Origin of the sequence: Pedobacter zeae, assembly GCF_014196715.1 — a bacterium.
Taxonomy (GTDB): Bacteria; Bacteroidota; Bacteroidia; order Sphingobacteriales; family Sphingobacteriaceae; genus Pedobacter; species Pedobacter zeae.
The window spans coordinates 469,676-487,025 of sequence record NZ_JACIEF010000003.1; the positions used below are offsets into that span (position 1 = coordinate 469,676).

General features: G+C 37.8%; 19 protein-coding genes. 12 read left to right on the forward strand and 7 right to left on the reverse strand.

What is annotated here, in order from left to right; all coding sequences use genetic code 11:
- Positions 1 to 7 precede the first annotated feature (7 nt).
- A complete protein-coding gene (locus GGQ60_RS15070; RefSeq protein WP_183765944.1) occupies positions 8 to 772 on the forward strand; it encodes a lysophospholipid acyltransferase family protein in 765 nt (254 codons plus the stop codon).
- A 73-nt stretch (positions 773 to 845) separates the two neighbouring features.
- On the opposite strand, the gene GGQ60_RS15075 is transcribed toward GGQ60_RS15070, so the two are convergent.
- Together GGQ60_RS15075 and GGQ60_RS15080 are read right to left on the reverse strand one after the other, a co-directional pair.
- Complete coding sequence (locus GGQ60_RS15075) at positions 846 to 1,595, reverse strand: LytR/AlgR family response regulator transcription factor (RefSeq protein ID WP_183765946.1); 750 nt, start codon at positions 1,593 to 1,595, stop codon at positions 846 to 848.
- 54 nt (positions 1,596 to 1,649) lie between these two features.
- Positions 1,650 to 2,675 carry a sensor histidine kinase gene (locus GGQ60_RS15080; RefSeq protein ID WP_221235978.1) on the reverse strand — a complete coding sequence of 342 codons (1,026 nt, stop codon included), beginning with the start codon at positions 2,673 to 2,675 and terminating at the stop codon, positions 1,650 to 1,652.
- 261 nt (positions 2,676 to 2,936) lie between these two features.
- Between GGQ60_RS15080 and GGQ60_RS15085 the strand changes: the two genes are divergently transcribed.
- The 3 genes from GGQ60_RS15085 to GGQ60_RS15095 are packed head-to-tail and all read left to right on the forward strand — an operon-like array spanning position 2,937 to position 4,907.
- A complete protein-coding gene (locus tag GGQ60_RS15085) occupies positions 2,937 to 3,194 on the forward strand; it encodes a hypothetical protein (RefSeq protein WP_183765948.1) in 258 nt (85 codons plus the stop codon).
- Between the two features lie 5 nt (positions 3,195 to 3,199).
- A complete protein-coding gene (locus GGQ60_RS15090; protein WP_183765950.1) occupies positions 3,200 to 4,108 on the forward strand; it encodes an ABC transporter ATP-binding protein in 909 nt (302 codons plus the stop codon).
- A 1-nt stretch (position 4,109) separates the two neighbouring features.
- Positions 4,110 to 4,907, forward strand: coding sequence for an ABC transporter permease (locus tag GGQ60_RS15095; RefSeq protein ID WP_183765952.1), 798 nt, complete (start codon positions 4,110 to 4,112; stop codon positions 4,905 to 4,907).
- 138 nt (positions 4,908 to 5,045) lie between these two features.
- On the opposite strand, the gene GGQ60_RS15100 is transcribed toward GGQ60_RS15095, so the two are convergent.
- A complete protein-coding gene (locus GGQ60_RS15100) occupies positions 5,046 to 5,276 on the reverse strand; it encodes a response regulator transcription factor (RefSeq protein WP_086548800.1) in 231 nt (76 codons plus the stop codon).
- Between the two features lie 546 nt (positions 5,277 to 5,822).
- Between GGQ60_RS15100 and GGQ60_RS15105 the strand changes: the two genes are divergently transcribed.
- The 7 genes from GGQ60_RS15105 to GGQ60_RS15135 all read left to right on the forward strand — a co-directional run bounded on the left by GGQ60_RS15105 (position 5,823) and on the right by GGQ60_RS15135 (position 11,556).
- Positions 5,823 to 6,275, forward strand: coding sequence for a hypothetical protein (locus tag GGQ60_RS15105; RefSeq protein WP_183765954.1), 453 nt, complete (start codon positions 5,823 to 5,825; stop codon positions 6,273 to 6,275).
- Between the two features lie 4 nt (positions 6,276 to 6,279).
- Positions 6,280 to 6,975 carry a hypothetical protein gene (locus tag GGQ60_RS15110; protein WP_183765956.1) on the forward strand — a complete coding sequence of 232 codons (696 nt, stop codon included), beginning with the start codon at positions 6,280 to 6,282 and terminating at the stop codon, positions 6,973 to 6,975.
- Between the two features lie 104 nt (positions 6,976 to 7,079).
- Positions 7,080 to 7,733 (forward strand): sensor histidine kinase, encoded by a 654-nt coding sequence (locus GGQ60_RS15115; protein WP_183765958.1) that lies wholly within the window; start codon positions 7,080 to 7,082, stop codon positions 7,731 to 7,733.
- Between the two features lie 2 nt (positions 7,734 to 7,735).
- Entirely contained in the window at positions 7,736 to 8,377 is a 642-nt protein-coding gene (locus tag GGQ60_RS15120) for a response regulator transcription factor (protein ID WP_183765960.1), read from the forward strand.
- A 189-nt stretch (positions 8,378 to 8,566) separates the two neighbouring features.
- Positions 8,567 to 8,944 (forward strand): BlaI/MecI/CopY family transcriptional regulator, encoded by a 378-nt coding sequence (locus GGQ60_RS15125; RefSeq protein ID WP_147227562.1) that lies wholly within the window; start codon positions 8,567 to 8,569, stop codon positions 8,942 to 8,944.
- A complete protein-coding gene (locus GGQ60_RS15130; RefSeq protein ID WP_183765962.1) occupies positions 8,941 to 10,881 on the forward strand; it encodes a M56 family metallopeptidase in 1,941 nt (646 codons plus the stop codon). Before GGQ60_RS15125 ends, GGQ60_RS15130 begins: the two co-directional genes overlap by 4 nt.
- A 48-nt stretch (positions 10,882 to 10,929) precedes the next feature.
- Positions 10,930 to 11,556: a TonB-dependent receptor plug domain-containing protein gene (locus tag GGQ60_RS15135; RefSeq protein WP_183765964.1), complete on the forward strand. Its 627-nt coding sequence runs from the start codon at positions 10,930 to 10,932 to the stop codon at positions 11,554 to 11,556.
- 561 nt (positions 11,557 to 12,117) lie between these two features.
- Here the strand turns inward: GGQ60_RS15135 and GGQ60_RS15140 are convergent.
- The 3 genes from GGQ60_RS15140 to GGQ60_RS15150 form a co-directional block, all read right to left on the reverse strand.
- Positions 12,118 to 12,888 (reverse strand): succinate dehydrogenase/fumarate reductase iron-sulfur subunit, encoded by a 771-nt coding sequence (locus tag GGQ60_RS15140; protein WP_183765966.1) that lies wholly within the window; start codon positions 12,886 to 12,888, stop codon positions 12,118 to 12,120.
- A gap of 81 nt (positions 12,889 to 12,969) precedes the next feature.
- Complete coding sequence (locus GGQ60_RS15145; RefSeq protein ID WP_183765968.1) at positions 12,970 to 14,949, reverse strand: fumarate reductase/succinate dehydrogenase flavoprotein subunit; 1,980 nt, start codon at positions 14,947 to 14,949, stop codon at positions 12,970 to 12,972.
- Between the two features lie 17 nt (positions 14,950 to 14,966).
- The gene (locus GGQ60_RS15150) at positions 14,967 to 15,647 is read right to left on the reverse strand and encodes a succinate dehydrogenase cytochrome b subunit (protein ID WP_183765970.1); all 681 of its coding nucleotides are present in this window, start codon (positions 15,645 to 15,647) and stop codon (positions 14,967 to 14,969) included.
- Between the two features lie 248 nt (positions 15,648 to 15,895).
- On the opposite strand from GGQ60_RS15150, the gene GGQ60_RS15155 reads away from it, so the two are divergent.
- Positions 15,896 to 17,020: a TlpA family protein disulfide reductase gene (locus tag GGQ60_RS15155; protein WP_183765972.1), complete on the forward strand. Its 1,125-nt coding sequence runs from the start codon at positions 15,896 to 15,898 to the stop codon at positions 17,018 to 17,020.
- Between the two features lie 71 nt (positions 17,021 to 17,091).
- On the opposite strand, the gene GGQ60_RS15160 is transcribed toward GGQ60_RS15155, so the two are convergent.
- Complete coding sequence (locus tag GGQ60_RS15160) at positions 17,092 to 17,283, reverse strand: cold-shock protein (protein ID WP_090984599.1); 192 nt, start codon at positions 17,281 to 17,283, stop codon at positions 17,092 to 17,094.
- Between the last annotated feature and the right edge of the window lie 67 nt (positions 17,284 to 17,350).

The following is a 17,350-nucleotide window of genomic DNA, read 5'->3' on the forward strand; positions in this document are numbered from 1 at the left end:
CGACCAGATGAGCAAGCTTTTCGGCTATATTTTAAGCCCTGTTTTTTATATCTTTTTTGGATTAATCCTTTGTATCTTCCATCCCATACAATGGCTTTGTTTTAAGCTTTTTGGTTATAAAGCGCATAAGGTTTCTGTAGATATCCTTAATTTTTTTCTAACCTATTGCCAGATTTTACTTTTCAATTCGATCTCTTTTAAAAACGAATACGATCTGCCAACGGATAGACCTATCATTTTTGCAGCTAACCACCAAAGCATGTACGATATCCCTTCGCTAATTTGGTTCTTAAGAAAACACAGTGCAAAATTTATTTCTAAAATTGAGCTGACCAAAGGTATTCCCTCGATATCCATTAACCTGCGTTTGGGTGGTGGTGCAAACATTAACCGGAAAGACAACAAGCAGGCCATTTCTGAAATTATAAAACTTGGCCGTAGAATGAAAGAGAATAATTGGAGCACTGTTATTTTTCCGGAGGGAACACGGGCAAAAGATGGTCAGTTGAAAACATTCCAGTATGGGGGTATTGCCACGATATTAAAAGTAGTCCCAAATGCATTGATCGTTCCGGTAGCTATAGAAAATTCATGGAAAATTGTTCGTTTTGGCAAGTTTCCATTATCCACAGGAAATGCCTTAAAATGGACAGTTTTAAAACCAATAGAACCAGGGGTAAAACCGCCGAACGATATTACACTGGAAGTAGAAAATGAAATCAGAAAGGTTTTGGGCCAACCCATGGCACAGCCTGCTTCCCAGTCAGTTTAATCGCTTTATTTGGTTAATCGATTGCTGTCAGACGCATCTTCCATTTTTACATTTCCGTACTTACATTACCCTGTTAGATGTTCTTATTTCCGATCACCCTGAAAAATTCATCGCGGTAGGTATCGCCAACAGGGATAATTTTTTGGTTAATGGTGATGCGGCTGCGTTCAATGCTTTCTATCTTATCAACCGCTACAATATAAGATTTATGCACCCTGATAAACTGGCTTTGAGGCAAGGCTTCTTCCATTTTTTTCATGCTCTGCAGGGTAATTACCCGCTCGTCTTTGGTAAAAATGGAAATGTAATCTTTTAAGCCCTCAATGAATAAAATATCGTGCAGGTAAATTTTTTGGATCTTATGCTCCGTTTTTACAAAAATATAATCCTGAACGGGATTTGGCGGGGCTGAAAACGGTGCTGGTGTAACAATCGGTTGTGCCACGCTGGCAGGAGCTTCAACCGGTTTTACCTGGTTGTGTACTTTTTCTACTGCTTTATAAAAACGGTCAAACGCAATGGGTTTCAACAGATAATCCGAAACATTCAGGTCGTAACTTTCTAAAGCATATTGCGGGTAAGCGGTAGTTAATATGTAATGGCATTTATTGCCGGCAATTTTCAAAAACTGGATTCCGGTTAGCTCGGGCATCTGAATGTCCAAAAATACCAGATCTATTCCCCCACCCTGAACAATCTGCAAAGCTTCAATGGGGTTTTCGCATCTTTTAACCAAGGTTAAAAATGGCACTTTCGAAATGTAGTCCTGTAAAATATCTAGCGCTAAAGGCTCATCATCAACAACAATACAGTTTAAATTCATTTTAGGTTATTATTTTAATTAATGATTTATACCCGGTTATGCTTGGTTATCGGATTATATATCAATCATCAGTTCACAGGTATAGTGAGTAGCCGAATTTACAACATTTAATTTATATCTGTCAGGATAAACCAATTGTAACCGACGTTCTACATTGGTTAAACCAACTCCGCCCTGTGCATCTTTATTCTGCTGGTTCTTTTTATTAACTACACTAAAATGCAAGATCTTTTGGTTGGCAATGATATTGATTTTTACCGGTTCTGCAGGATCAGTAACCACGCCATGCTTAAATGCATTTTCCACAAAAGAAATCAACATTAAAGGAACAATCTTTTGATTATCGATCTCGCCATTTAAAGTAAGCTCAATATAGGCGCCATCTTTAAACCGTATTTTCTGCAGTTCGATGTAACTGGTTAGATAATCTACTTCTTTGCTTAAAGCTACCGTAGGTGTATTGCTTTCATAGATCATGTAACGCATAATTTCAGAAAGTTTCATAATCGCATCGGCAGTTTTATCTGATTTTTGATAGGCTAACGAATAGATATTATTGAGCGAATTGAAAAGAAAATGTGGGTTTAACTGTGATTTTAGAAACTGCAGTTCCATTTCCCGGCGCTCACTTTCCAGGTTACGCTGAATTCTTTCGCTTGCAAACCAATCGATGGTGAATTTGATAATACAGCTACTAATCATGAAAAAGCCACCAACAAAAGCTTTACCGGCGAAATACTCATTCACATGATATTCTGCTTTACGGCCCCTCACGATCATCATATCCACCGGATTTAAAACTGCAATGATGGTCTTGATCAAGGCAAACACCGCAATCATCAGAAAAAAAGCAAAAACATAAAGCCAATACTTTTTTCTCCTCTTAATGAGTTCAGGGATCAAAAAAATGTAGTTGATGTAGAAAAGTGAAACATTTAGGATGCCAAATAAACCAAACGAGATAAACTCCCGCTTCATCGTTATTTCTGAGCCAGTTGTTATGATGGTAACTACAGCACCTATTATTATAGTCGCCCAAAAAATGCTGTGCAATATTAAAGCTCCCTTACCTTCTTTCATTTACAAATTGTTTACAGTTAAACAGCAGCTGATCGTATATTTCAGAACTGCCTTTTTCATGCATCCAAAATAAATAAAGTTTTATCGATTTACTTACACAATCTACCAACGGGCATTTTTTTTCTACCAACGGCCCAATGGGCAATTTTTATCGACCAACGCCAAAAATGTCTGTTGATCTAGAATCTTGAACGCTTGGTATAATAGATTTTAGCGGGTTGTTTTTCTTGAGTTTCTTTGAATCATCAAAACGAAAACAACATGAAAACTACATCAGCAATCAACTTAAAAAATCAACCATTACTTACTGATGGAGTTTTCGTAACCGCTCAAATAAAACAAACCATCATGAAAAAGTTAGGAAACACATCGCCATTTTTACTTTTATTAGTACCAGTATTTATGATGATCATTTTAACACTTACAGTAAGCACCAATCAAAATGATGCAGAAATAGTGGTTAAACCTGCTAAAAGCCCAAGTACCATCGTAACACAAGCTACCGCTATTTTTAAATAATAGCCATGCGCAATTACGCTATCGAAACTGTAGGCCTAAATTTTAACTTTGGCAATCAAACCATTGTAAAAGACCTTTCTTTACAAGTACCGAAAGGGAGCATATATGGTTTTTTAGGTCCAAACGGGGCTGGAAAAACAACCACCATAAAAATTTTGATCAACCTGTTGAAGTCGCCATCCGATCAGGTTTTTATATTTGGAAAAGAAATAAACAGCAACCGCATAGCCATTTTAAAGCGCATTGGTGCCCTGGTTGAACAACCTGCCATTTACGGACATTTAACCGGCCGCGAAAACCTGATTAATCGCTGTATCCTGTTGGGTATAAAAAAAAGCCGGGCCGACGAAATGCTATCCCTGGTGGGCCTGGCAGAAGCATCAAATAAAAAAGCAAACAACTATTCATTAGGCATGAAACAACGGCTAGGCATTGCCCAGGCGCTAATTTCAGATCCGGAGCTGCTCCTGTTGGATGAACCTACCAATGGCTTAGATCCAAATGGAATTATCGAGGTTCGGAACCTGATGATCGAGTTAGCCACAAAATACGAGAAAACAATCCTGGTTTCGAGCCACTTATTGGCAGAGATAGAAAGAACAGCAACCCACGTTGGGATTATAAATAAAGGTCAATTATTATTCCAGGGTACAATTAACGAACTTCATTTACTGAGCAAGCCCATGCTCGAAATAGAAGTAGACGATATTGAAAATGCAAGTGTCCTGTTAGCAAAACAGGGCCATGAAATTGCAGCAAAAACAGATAAGATAATTACTGTACCATTTATTTCACCGCAAAAAAGCGGAGAACTAAATGCATTATTGATCCAAAATGGTTTTACGGTCAGCAGTCTTTATCAGCAACGAAAAGATCTCGAAAATCTATTCCTCGACATTACTAAAACCAACTGACATGCACGCTCTTTATATTTCTTTAGTATCAGAATTTTACAAATCCAGAAAAACCTTAGCCTTTTGGGCTGCCATATTGTTGCCCGTTATTATTTGTGGCTTAATCAGCTTTGGTTTTTATCACGACGCTGAAAAAATTATCGCGAACCACTATCCGCCAATGATATTATGGGCAAAATACAGCGGAGCAGCGCTCGGCGTAATGGGATTCCTAATCATGCCTTTTTATGTAATATTCATGGCCTTTTCGGTTAATAACATCGAACATAAGAACGATACCTGGAAAATGTTGTTTGCGCAGCCTTTAAATAAATTTTCAATTTATGCCGCCAAATACCTGTATGCCGTATTTTTAATATTTATCTGTTTATTGTTATTTGCTGCACTTACTTACTCCTTTGGTCAGTTATTACAGGTAGTGGTTCCGAAGTTTAATTTTGATCAATACAACCCCTTAAATATTCTCATTAACTCTTATGCTAAATTATTTTTAGCTTCTTTAGGCATTTTATCGCTCCAGTTTATATTAAGCCTGCTATGGGCCGATTTCCTTAAACCGATGGGAACCGGTTTTGTTGGCACCATTATGGGCATTATTACAGCAAACGTAGGTTGGAAATATGCCTACCTGATCCCTTATTCTTTACCAGCATTGGCTTTAAAGATGACCAGGGTAAAAAAAGGAGGCGATCCAATGGATTTTGCAATTTTTACAGCGGAAATATGGACAAGTTTGATTTATGCTGTGGTATTCTTCATTATAGGGTATTTTATCGTAACCAAAAAGAGCATAAAGTAGTTGCAGTTAACAACCGCTGAAAGCGAGTTTGGCAATCCGTAATAAATACTTGCAAAAACAAAAGCCCGCTAATTTGATTTAGTGTCAAAATAGCCGGCTTTGTCGTTTAAAAATGAGAGGTTATATATATTTTAATCCTTAAAGGGATAATATTCTTTCTTTAAACGCCCAAACAATTAACTGATAAGAGTTTTTTAAATCTAATTTTCTCACCATATTTCTTCGGTGCGTATTAACCGTATGTTCACTGATAAAAAGCATCTCGCCTATTTCTTTACTGTTGTAACCCATGGATAACAAGTGTACAATCTCAACTTCTCTTTCACTGATCGAACTGTGATTTTCCTGTAGTAGGATATTGTTTATCATATCTGAAAGAATAAATAGGTTTACTGTTTATCGTCAATCTTTATCTTAAATAGACTTATTTTCGAACAAGTTCGAAAAGAGTCTTTTTTAAGGCATACAGCATTAATATGTGGTAACTCCAACTTATTGAGCTGTTATGATATACCAAAAGTAGTGGTGCAGCACAATTCAGCGTTAGTGCAAAACGCCCTAAATAAGAGGGTATTTTTACGGTATTATTGAATTTATTAAGCTCAATTACTTAAATAAGATAATGATAACTTAAATCATGAATTGTGATAAAAGACATTTTCGCTTTCAAACTACAAAAAATGTCCATATAAATATAAATAGGAGTATAATGAATGCGATTGATCGAAAGCACCGGTATATCCATCTTCGGATAAAAAAATGAGTTTCCACAACTGAGAAATTTATTTTCTATAAATCTAATTTTGGAAGCCAAATCTTACTAATAAAAAAGACTTCAATCGAGTATAATGCCAATTATTTACCATTAAGTAAACAAAAAAGTATAATTTAGTTTCTTAATTTACCAATCAAATAATGTTAGAAAAAGACTCTAAAAACAGCACAACAAATACAATACCGGTAGGTATTGCCAGCCAAATGACGGCTGCTTTCCGGAAAAGCCAGAACTCTGAAAAAGGTACTTATACGGAAGCGGCCTGGTTTCCTGCAGAACAAATTATGGCATTGACGAAAAAATTGGCAGAATTTGAAGGAGATGGCATCAGGATTTACTTCGGAAGATATACTGATGATATCATCAATCAGATCAATAACCTTGAGTATGGAGATAAAATCCCTCCAACTTATGCTGAAATGAATACATTACTTCTCGTGGTGACCAAAATAATTGATGGCAAACCCCGGGTGGATTATTTCATCGATAAAGGTGAGGGCTGTGAAGGCGACGCACCACAGCCTACCGACCCTGAGAACAGATCTGAATTATGTCCACAGGTATGTGATGATGACAGTAAATTAATGCTGTAAATAAATGATAGCGAAAACTGCCTCTCACTCAGACATACTGAATATCTTAAAATTTATTTTCCCAACCAGCAGCTCATATATTGAGCTGCTGTGCTTTATTTTTGCAATATACTTTTTAGCTAAAGACAAATCAGCATTTTGGCTAATAACGATATGCTATATGGCTATTGTAGTATTAACTGAAATGATTGGAAGGTACTTCGCCATAAAATATCATACAAATCTATGCATTTACAACATCTATTCAATATTTGAGATTTCTTTCATTACTTATGGATTTTTTACTTTTATAAAACAATACATAAATATAAAGTACTGGCTAACTGCAATATATGCAGCAACAATGATTATCTACACCACATTTACTTTTATGTATGGCATAAACATTTACAATGCTTTTACCATAAGTATAGCGTCTGTGGCTTTTGTAATCTATGGCCTATTATACTTTTATTTACTGCTCAAAGACGAAAATTATATAGATTTAAAAGCTCACCCAGCATTTTGGTGGGTCGGCGGAACATTAATATTCTATTTTGGAAGTACACTTGCCAATTTTTTCGATGATATAATTCAGCAAAAATTTTTGGGAAAATATAACACGCGAATAATAATCTATACAACACTAAATCTTTTTTTATATGGCTTTTGGGCCTACTCTTTTATATGCAGAGCTCGTCAACGGAAAATATGTCCTTAATAATATTGGCATCGTTTGTTTTTCTCTTGATGCCAATATTTCTACTCCTTTACGTCAGGTCTTACAACCGGCATAAAAAGAACCATTTTCTGGAAAAGCAGAATATGCAGCAAAAATTTGAATCCGAAATGCTTCAAACCCGGGTTGAAGTACAAGATCAAACCATGCAGAGCATCGCTACAGAATTACATGATAATGTGGGTCAGTTGCTCAGCCTTACCACCCTGACTTTAAACTCCGTAAATTTAGATGATGGAGAAAAGGCCAAAAAGAAAATCGACAATTCATTGGCACTTGTTAATAAATCCATTAAAGAACTAAGGGAGCTGGCCAAACTATTACATGGAGAGCAACTCGTACAAAATGGCATTGGCCATGCCATACATCAGGAAATTAACTGGCTTAATAAGGCAGGAACATATGAACTAAAGGTTAATAACCAACTGGCAGACCTGGGGGTCGCCTCTCCCGACAAGGATCTAATCATCCTCCGTTTATTGCAGGAAATCATCAATAATATTATAAAACATGCCCAGGCAAAACATATACAGATCGATTCTTATCTCGAGAAAAATGTATTATATTTAAGCGTAACTGATAATGGTGTAGGTTTTGTCCCAGATGAAGTTAAAACCAAAAGATCAGGAATGGGGCTGAATTCTATTTATAAAAGAATTGAGATGATCAATGGAAAATTAGCCCTAAATTCGGCGCCGGGCGAAGGCACGTCCATTTCAATTGAAATCCCCTACCCTTAAATATGCAGAACCAACGTATTTCTATCGCAATTGTTGATGATCATACCCTTTTCCGATCGGGATTAGCCAGTTTATTAGAAGAATTTGATGAAATAGAAGTGCTGTTCGAAGCCATTAACGGACTCGATCTTCAAACCAGGATCAATCACCGCCCAGAAGTTCAGCTTATTTTAATGGATATCAATATGCCTGTAATGGACGGTTTTGCTGCCACCAAATGGGTTAAGGCCAACTATCCAAACGTTCATGTACTCGCATTAAGCATGCTTGAGGATGAAAAGGCGATCATCAGCATGCTCAAAGCCGGTGCAGGAGGTTATATGCTTAAAGAATCTACACCATCTGATTTATTAATGGCTATTAAAGTGATTGTGGATAAAGGTTTCTATGTAAATGAACTCGTATCTGGCAGGCTTTTGGTGGCTTTAAAAGACAGCGATATTAAACCAACATTCTCTGCCAGGGAACTTACGTTTCTGCAACATTGCAGTACGGAGCTTACCTATAAAGAAATTGCCGATCTGATGAATGTTAGCCCCCGTACGGTTGATAACTACAGGGAATCGCTTTTTGCCAAACTGAATATTAAATCGCGCACCGGACTAGTGGTATACGGCATCAAAAACAACCTGATCACCATTTAGTCTCCGAAACCACTCAAAACGATCAATTTAAGTCCAATTCGTTCTCTGCGAAGAAAAATCTTAAGACAGCAGAAAAGCTTTAGCCATTAATTTCCAAAATAATCAAATAAAATTTGGGCAACTAATTAATTAGTTTTAACTTTAGTTAAGGCAACCTATTTGCCATCATCCTTATTATTATTAACTATCATGGAAATTAAAGATTTAACCAAGGCTGAAGAACAGATCATGCAGGTTTTATGGCAATTGGAGAAAGCATTTGTAAAGGAAGTTATTGATGAGCTCCCCCTCCCCAAACCTGCTTACAATACCGTTTCAACCATTATCAGAATTTTAGAAACCAAAGGTTTCATTGGTCACGAAGCTTTTGGCAAGGCGCATCAGTATTATCCTTTAATCAGCAGGGAAGAGTATAAACGCCATGCAACAGAAAAACTGTTAGGCAATTATTTTGAAAATTCGGTAGAAAGTATGTTTTCTTTCTTTGTTAAAGAAGAAAAGCTGGATTTAAGTGATGTTGATGAAATTTTAAAAATGATCAATAAAATTAAACATAAACCAAAATGAGTTCAGCCCACTACCTACTGCAGGTGAACTTATACTTAATTGTTTTTTTTGGCTTTTACAAATTACTGTTAGATAAGGAGACCTACTTTACTTTAAACCGCATTTATTTAGTATCTGCCGGTATTTTGTCTTTATGCATCCCCTTTATCCGTTTAGAATGGTTAACAGAACAGAAAGCGGCGCAGCAGGTCTATACATCCGTTAATTGGGAAGCCGTATTGGCACAGGCAACCGTTGTAACGGAACGTAATACTGGTTTTAACTGGGGAAATGTATTTGTTTATATTTATTGCGCAGGTATTTTTTTCTTCTTCGGTAGATTGGTGTTTAACTTAGTAACCGTTAAAAAACTCCTCAGCGTAAATAAATCCGGTTCGGCTTTTGCTTTTTTTGGAAAAAAAGTAATTGATCAGGAATTACCACAAATGGATGTGATCGATATCCATGAAGAAGCACATATCAAACAATGGCATACGGCCGACATTTTATTCTTTGAAATTATCGGGATCATTACCTGGTTAAACCCGGTTATTTATCTTTATAAAAAAGCCATTAAAAACATCCACGAGTTTTTAGCTGATGAACTTGCTGCGGAATTTCAGGGCGACAAGGCCGAATATGCCATGTTATTGCTCAGTAAGTCGTTTGGTATTTCGCCAAATAGCTTAACCAATGGCTTTTTAGAAAAATCATTGATCAAAAAAAGAATTTTCATGCTTCATAAAGAGCGGTCTAAAAAGATCGCCATTGTGAAGTATGGCATTTTCATCCCCCTCTTTGCCCTTCTAATTGTATTTTCGTCGGCTACTGTCCGTAAAAGCGAGAAGCTGATCTCCATTGCCGATCAAATCCCTATGGAAAAGCCGATCGAGATGGTTGAAAACCTGGTTACTGCACCTGAGAAAACAATTGTGGCGCCTAAAATTTCGATTGATGGCAAAACAGATCCCAACTGGAAAGGATTTTATCAGTTTCTAGGACGAAAAATCAAATATCCAAAGTCAGCCAATATCAATCAAATTCAAGGAAATGTACAAATAAGGTTTAATTTAAAAGGCGGCAAGGTTACCAATGTCAGATCAAATATAGAATTAGGTGCCGGCTGTGATGAGGAGGTAATGAAAGCAATTTTAGATTATAAAGGATTTAAAACGATAGCCGATGGCAAATATGCTTTAACGGTAAGTTTTAGAATTCCAGAATCTTCAGAAGAGTTTAAGAATAAATTATTACCTAAATCGGGCGATTATGTAAACCTGAACCAGATTAATGTCATATCCTATCTTCCCACTCCTAGTGAAACCGAAATCAGCTCGGTTAACGCCGAAAATACAGACAAAGTATACGATTTCGTTTCGATCGAGAAACAACCCGAATTCCCGGGTGGTATAACCAAGTTTTATCAATATCTGAGCGGCAGCATTAAGTATCCAAAAATGGCACAGGAAAATAATGTTCAGGGTAAGGTTTTCCTCAGCTTTGTGGTTGAAAAAGATGGCTCGCTATCGGATATCCAGATTACACGCGGTTTAGGAAGCGGCACTGATGAGGAGGCCATTAGGGTTTTAAAAGAATCACCTAAATGGAACCCGGGCATCCGGAATGGTTTAACGGTGAGGGTAAAATATAACATCAACGTTAATTTCAGGCTTAAAGATCCTATAAAAGAAGCGGATGTAAGCAATACCCAAACAGACCGGGTTATCTTTAAAGACGGCGCAGATCAAAATGCCCTGGTTATTTTAGATGGAGTTAAGCTGGCAAACAATAGTTATTTAAGCACTATAAATCCAAACACCATAGAATCTATTTCCGTCCTGAAAGATCAGGCTGCAATTAATTTATATGGCCCTAAAGCCAAAGCCGGTGTAATTGTAATTACAAGCAAAACAAAAAGTAACGTTTCCTACAAGCTTGGTGATAAGAGCTCGCCATAAAAAGCTCTAATTTTTTAAAACTCAAAAAAAATACTAACTAGATTCAATATGAAAAACATTATTATATTTAGTATGCTGATGGGCTTTGGTTTTACTGTTTTTGCTCAAAAAGCAGACAGTATTAAAACGCCTAAAATTACACTCAGGGGAATATCAACATCAGGGATTGAACCCTTAATCGTCATTGACGGGAACAAACAATATATCAGAGGCGCAGCATCACTAAACGGCGTTGATCCCAATAATATCGAATCGGTAAGTATCTTAAAGGATAGTTCAGCAACGGCCCAATATGGAGCTGATGGTTTTGCAGGGGTAATAGAGGTTAAAACCAAAAATGGTTTTCTGAGCAATAATGATGGGCTTAAAACCAACCCATTAAAAATTGATGAATCTAATTTGAATGGAAAAGTATCAGGATTTCACGTACGTCCCTTACCCAATACAGAAACTCCCGTGAAAAGGCGATACCTGCTGAACAGAGATTTCGATCCTAAAGCAAAACCACTTTACATTGTAGACGGAAAAGAGCTTACAGATCTTAACTTGAACGAAGAATCCATTAGATCGATAACGGTGCTAAAAGGTCCGGACCCGCAAAAAATATATGGAGAGAAAGGCAAAAACGGCGTGATTGTTATAACGACCAAAAAAGCAAGTTCCGGGAAAAACTAATATTTGACCCCCTTAATAAAAACAGCGATGAGAAAGCAAATCATTTTAGCCCAAACCGGCAGTGATGTGCTTTAATTCGGTAAAGGCAAAAAAAACTGGCAAAATTTAACTTTGTTAAGTTCCTTCCCAAACACAAAACCCCAGCAAAATTGCCGGGGTTTTATGTTTTCTCTCCTGTCTCGGAAGACTAAATTTAAGAAAATTTTAACGTATCTGCAAATATCACAGAATAAAATTTCTAAAAATACAAAATTTTAATATGCAAACATAAGATTATTGCGACTTTCGCAAACTTTTATTTTGAAGTAAGTTGGTTGTGCAAGCTTTCGGTTTTTAAAGCCTACAGTTTCATTTGTTTTCATAACGATTGGTAAATGGTTAATCTGTAGCAGTTTTAATTACCGGCTTGCTAACAAATCATTAAAAATTATTGATTGTTATATTTTATAATAACATCAATTTAGCAGCATTATTGTGCGATAATGATTATAAAACAAAAGCCCCCAAAAGGCGGGGGCTCAAGAACTCAGCGGTTAAGCTGAGTGCACAGTATATTTTATTTTAAACCGTTTCTTCTGAAATAAATTTTGCAGATGCAAAATCGCGGTTCATACGGGCAATGTTTTCTAAAGAGATTCCTTTCGGGCATTCTGCCTCGCAAGCTCCTGTATTGGTACAGTTACCAAAACCTTCAGCATCCATTTGTGCAACCATGCTCTGTACCCTGCGGTAGCGCTCTGGCTGACCTTGTGGTAACAATGCCAACTGAGAGATCTTAGCGGATACGAATAACATTGCTGAAGCATTTTTGCAGGTTGCCACACATGCACCACAACCGATACAAGCTGCGGCTTCGAAAGCAGCATCAGCCTGCATTTTAGGAATTGGCAGGTTGTTGGCATCTTGTGCGTTACCTGTATTTACCGAAATAAAGCCACCGGCAGCAATAATCCGGTCAAACGCAGAACGATCTACCGTTAAATCTTTCACTACCGGAAAAGCAGCGGCTCTCCAAGGCTCAACAACGATGGTATCGCCATCTTTGAACGAACGCATATGCAACTGGCAGGTAGTCACCAGGTCTTTTGGTCCATGCGGACGACCGTTGATAAACATGGAGCACATTCCGCAAATTCCTTCACGGCAATCATGGTCAAATACAACCGGCTCTTCTCCTTTGTTAATCAATTGTTCGTTTAATACATCAAACATCTCTAAAAAAGACATGTCTGGCGAAATATCGGTCAGTTTATAATCTACCAAAGCGCCTTTGGTTTTGTTATTTTTTTGACGCCAAACTTTTAGCGTTAAATTCATATTTCCTGTACTCATGGTATCTCAGATTTGAGATTTGAGAGGTTAGATATGAGGACCAAGATTTTCATCTCATGCCTCACATCTCACATCTCTTATCTATTTATAACTTCTTTGTGCTACTTTAATATTTTCAAACTTCAGCTCTTCTTTGTGAAGTTCGAAGTTTACACCTTCTTTAAATTCCCAAGCAGCTACATAAGCATAGTTCTCATCATCACGTAGTGCTTCGCCTTCTTCTGTTTGATACTCTTCACGGAAGTGTCCGCCGCAGCTTTCGTTACGGTTTAAAGCATCGATACACATTAACTCTCCAAGCTCGATAAAATCGGCTACGCGGCCAGCTTTCTCCAGTTCGGTGTTCAGCTCATCTGCTGTTCCCGGTACCCGTACATCGCTCCAGAATTCAGCGCGTAAAGCCCTGATTTCTTCGATCGCCTCTTTTAAACCTTTTTCGTTACGGGCCATACCACATTTCTCCCACATAATGTGACCTAAACGTTTGTGGAAGTGATCTACCGATTTGGTTCCTTTAATGTTGATTAAAGTATTTAAAATCCCTACAGCTCTTTCCTCGGCTTCAACAAAGGCAGGATGATCAGTAGGAATTGCTTTTATCGAAATCTCTTTCGATAAATAAGCACCAATGGTATAAGGAAGAACGAAATAACCATCGGCCAAGCCCTGCATTAAGGCAGATGCACCTAAGCGGTTTGCGCCATGATCTGAGAAGTTCGCTTCTCCTGTACAATATAAACCCGGCACGGATGTCATTAGATTATAATCAACCCAAAGCCCACCCATGGTATAGTGAACCGCAGGGTAGATACGCATTGGTGTTTCGTAAGGATTCTCACCGGTAATCTGTGCATACATATCGAACAGGTTACCGTATTTTTCCTTAATTACTGCCGTACCTAAACGCATGCAGGTTTCTTTATCCGGATTGTGATTACCTGCTTTAGCAGCTTCGATTCTTCCGTACCGCTCAGTATTGGCTTTAAAATCTAAGTAAACAGCCAGTTTAGAAGCACCTACACCATAGCCGGCATCGCAACGCTCTTTAGCTGCACGCGAAGCCACGTCACGCGGAACCAGGTTACCAAAAGCAGGATAACGTCGCTCTAAATAATAGTCTCTTTCATCTTCAGGAATTTCTGAAGGTTTACGGGTATCGTCTTTCTTTTTAGGCACCCAGATTCGTCCGTCGTTACGCAACGATTCCGACATCAGGGTTAATTTAGACTGGTGATCGCCTGAAACCGGGATACAGGTTGGGTGGATTTGGGTATAACAAGGGTTGGCAAAATAAGCACCTTGTTTATGGGCTTTCCAGGCTGCTGTAACGTTACTGCCCATCGCATTGGTAGAAAGGTAGAAAACGTTTCCATAACCACCGGTTCCCAATACTACTGCATGGCCGAAATGACGCTCAATTTCACCTGTAATTAAGTTACGGGCAATAATGCCACGTGCTTTGCCATCGATTTTTACCACTTCAAGCATTTCGTGGCGGGTATACATTTCTACTTTACCCATACCGATCTGGCGTTCTAAAGCAGAATATGCACCTAATAATAACTGCTGGCCGGTTTGACCCGCAGCATAAAAAGTACGTTGTACCTGGGTACCACCAAATGAACGGTTATCCAATAAACCACCATATTCGCGGGCCAAAGGAACCCCCTGTGCCACGCACTGGTCTATAATATTGGCACTAACCTCTGCCAAACGGTGTACATTGGCTTCACGTGCTCTATAATCGCCTCCTTTAATTGTATCGTAAAATAAACGGTATATGCTATCGCCATCATTCTGATAGTTTTTAGCGGCATTGATACCACCCTGGGCGGCGATTGAATGTGCCCTGCGAGGTGAATCCTGGAAACAGAAACATTTAACTTTATAACCCATTTCGGCTAAAGTAGCAGCAGCTGAAGCACCTGCCAAACCTGAGCCTACAATAATTACCTCAATAGTTCTTTTGTTCGATGGGTTCACCAAAGGCACAGAAGACTTATATTTTGTCCATTTGCTGGCTAATTCGCCTTCTGGAATATTTGAATTCATATCTGACATATCTTTTGTGCTGAAAATTATTGAATAAGACCGAAATAAACTGCAATCGGCATGGCTGCAAAAAGGATCGAAATAATGATCGAATACCAAACGCCTACACTTTTAATCATACCATTATATTTGGAGTGGTTCCAGCCCATAGTTTGGAAAGCTGATGCAAAACCATGTAACAGGTGATAGCATAAAGAGAACATGGCCAAAATGTATACCGCTAACCTTACCGGATCCTGGAATTTTTCTTTCATTACCGCGTAAAGATCCTCATGTCCGTTGGCATCAACCGTTGGGATACCTGTAAAACGGGAAACCACCCAAAAATCTTTCAGGTGAACCACCAAAAAGATCAATAAAAGTGTACCCAGCAAACCCATCGACCGGCTATACCATTTGCTATTTGCCTTTCCGTCGTTTACAGCATATTTAACAGGCCTGGCCTTTTGGTTCTGCAAGGTTAACCGTAATGCCTGAAAAATGTGCACAAGCAAACCAATAAACAACACTATTTCACCGGCCCGGATAATCCAGTTGGTGGCCATAAAGTGTGCGCCTACGTTGAATGTTAAACCACCGTCGTTAATAAAAATCAAAGCATTAATACCGCAGTGTACAATTAAAAAAAGTATCAGGAACAAACCTGTAATACCCATGATGAATTTCTTCCCTATTGATGAAGAAAATGCATTTCCGAAACCACTCATTTGATTAGGATTTATATCTAAATTTCTTGCAAAAGTATCTAATTATGAGTTTAATTTATAAACGAATATGACAAAACAACGATAAAACTTTTATTTAGAAACATTCTAAAGCATATTCAGATTTAATCGAAAGATTGAGGGGTTATTCGTGGTTTAAACATTGATTATGGGCGTGAAAAGAAAATTTAATCGGAACAAACAAAAAACAACTAATTTTTTAGTTATATTGCGTGATCAAACCTTCATCAATGAAAAAGTACCTCTGCATCATCGCCTTATCTGCCTGTTTATTTACAGCCTGCGATCCTAAACCTGCTGTATTTGAACTCGAAACCAAAAACTTCGGTCCCAACGCAGTAGTCTCTATCCAAAGTTCGGAAAACAATGAGACCTTAAAAGCCGAAAATATCACCAACGGCAATCAAACATTTAAGATCAATATACCCAAAAAGGGTTATGCCATATTGAAAACCCAAGACAACGAAAATAAAGAAGAATTTTATTTTTATCTGGACAAAGGCAGTTATAAAGGCATTCTGGACGGTGCAAAAAGCAACACTTACCCATTCACTGCTGTTCCAACACAGCAAGGAGAAGAATTTATCAATTTCTATAAGTTGAAAAAAAATATGAGTAAAAATTTGTTTGACAGTTTAGCTATCGCAGAACATGAATTTGACATCGCTACACGCAGTAATATAATGGAAAAGGCAAAAAAAGTGGATATCTGGAGGGAGAAAAAACATCAGTCCGAGCTGGAGGAGATTAAAGCTTTTGCTAAAAAATACCCAACATCTGAAGCAACCATTTTTTTACTGAACAGGTTTGGAAGAGCAGATTCTGAAACCAAAAAGTACCTGTCTATTTTTAAAAGTTTAGACCAGGATGTACAGGAAAGCAAAATGGGTAAAAAGCTATTCGCAGAAATTATGCAGGCCAACCAAATGATGGCCGGAAACAAAATGCCCAATATTGAGGGTGAAACACCTGATGGGAAAAAATTTGACCTGAGTATCCTGAAAAGAGTCAACCTGGTGATCTGCTGGGTTTCCTACAGTGGAAAAAGCAGAAAGAATAATAAGGTACTGGTTGATCTGTACGAGAAATACAGACATCAGAACGTAGAATTTATCGGCGTATCGTACGACAAGAACAAAGATAGCTGGGAAAAAATAATTAAAGCGGATAAACTTATTTGGCCGCAATACTCTGATCTTTTAGGGGCAAAATCGCCTAATGCAAAAAATCTGAGCAATTATAACGCAACCTACTTTTTTTTAGTCGATAAAAATGGTATCGTGTTAAGCAATAACGATCTAACGTTGGATTTTGTTGATAGTGAGCTCAGTAAATATCTGGCCGGGAGGAAATAAACAAAATCTGATTCCATAAAAAAGTCCCGGTTTGCACCGGGACCTTTTACGATTTATGTGTTGGAGTTTTCTTAAGCTACTTTAACATTTACCGCGTTTAGGCCTTTTCTACCTTCTTCTACATCGTAGTTTACGGTATCATTCTCGCGAATGTTGTCGATTAAGCCTGAAGCATGAACAAAAATTTCGGCATCGCCATTTGAAGGGATGATAAATCCGAAACCTTTTGTTTCATTAAAAAATTTTACTGTTCCTTGTTGCATTATATTGTATTTTAATTTGCACCAAAGATATACTTAAATACCTATAGATCAATTTTTTATTTTTTTT

Coding starts and splice junctions, on each gene's coding strand:
- GGQ60_RS15130 (WP_183765962.1), top strand. CDS start 8,941: ATGAGTTCAGCCCACTACCTACTGCAGGTGAACTTATACTTAATTGTT.
- GGQ60_RS15085 (WP_183765948.1), top strand. CDS start 2,937: ATGAAAACTACATCAGCAATCAACTTAAAAAATCAACCATTACTTACT.
- GGQ60_RS15075 (WP_183765946.1), bottom strand. CDS start 1,595: ATGAATTTAAACTGTATTGTTGTTGATGATGAGCCTTTAGCGCTAGAT.
- GGQ60_RS15090 (WP_183765950.1), top strand. CDS start 3,200: ATGCGCAATTACGCTATCGAAACTGTAGGCCTAAATTTTAACTTTGGC.
- GGQ60_RS15140 (WP_183765966.1), bottom strand. CDS start 12,888: ATGAGTACAGGAAATATGAATTTAACGCTAAAAGTTTGGCGTCAAAAA.
- GGQ60_RS15115 (WP_183765958.1), top strand. CDS start 7,080: ATGCAGCAAAAATTTGAATCCGAAATGCTTCAAACCCGGGTTGAAGTA.
- GGQ60_RS15095 (WP_183765952.1), top strand. CDS start 4,110: ATGCACGCTCTTTATATTTCTTTAGTATCAGAATTTTACAAATCCAGA.
- GGQ60_RS15160 (WP_090984599.1), bottom strand. CDS start 17,283: ATGCAACAAGGAACAGTAAAATTTTTTAATGAAACAAAAGGTTTCGGA.
- GGQ60_RS15105 (WP_183765954.1), top strand. CDS start 5,823: ATGTTAGAAAAAGACTCTAAAAACAGCACAACAAATACAATACCGGTA.
- GGQ60_RS15145 (WP_183765968.1), bottom strand. CDS start 14,949: ATGTCAGATATGAATTCAAATATTCCAGAAGGCGAATTAGCCAGCAAA.
- GGQ60_RS15070 (WP_183765944.1), top strand. CDS start 8: ATGAGCAAGCTTTTCGGCTATATTTTAAGCCCTGTTTTTTATATCTTT.
- GGQ60_RS15100 (WP_086548800.1), bottom strand. CDS start 5,276: ATGATAAACAATATCCTACTACAGGAAAATCACAGTTCGATCAGTGAA.
- GGQ60_RS15125 (WP_147227562.1), top strand. CDS start 8,567: ATGGAAATTAAAGATTTAACCAAGGCTGAAGAACAGATCATGCAGGTT.
- GGQ60_RS15110 (WP_183765956.1), top strand. CDS start 6,280: ATGATAGCGAAAACTGCCTCTCACTCAGACATACTGAATATCTTAAAA.
- GGQ60_RS15080 (WP_221235978.1), bottom strand. CDS start 2,675: ATGAAAGAAGGTAAGGGAGCTTTAATATTGCACAGCATTTTTTGGGCG.
- GGQ60_RS15135 (WP_183765964.1), top strand. CDS start 10,930: ATGAAAAACATTATTATATTTAGTATGCTGATGGGCTTTGGTTTTACT.
- GGQ60_RS15120 (WP_183765960.1), top strand. CDS start 7,736: ATGCAGAACCAACGTATTTCTATCGCAATTGTTGATGATCATACCCTT.
- GGQ60_RS15150 (WP_183765970.1), bottom strand. CDS start 15,647: ATGAGTGGTTTCGGAAATGCATTTTCTTCATCAATAGGGAAGAAATTC.
- GGQ60_RS15155 (WP_183765972.1), top strand. CDS start 15,896: ATGAAAAAGTACCTCTGCATCATCGCCTTATCTGCCTGTTTATTTACA.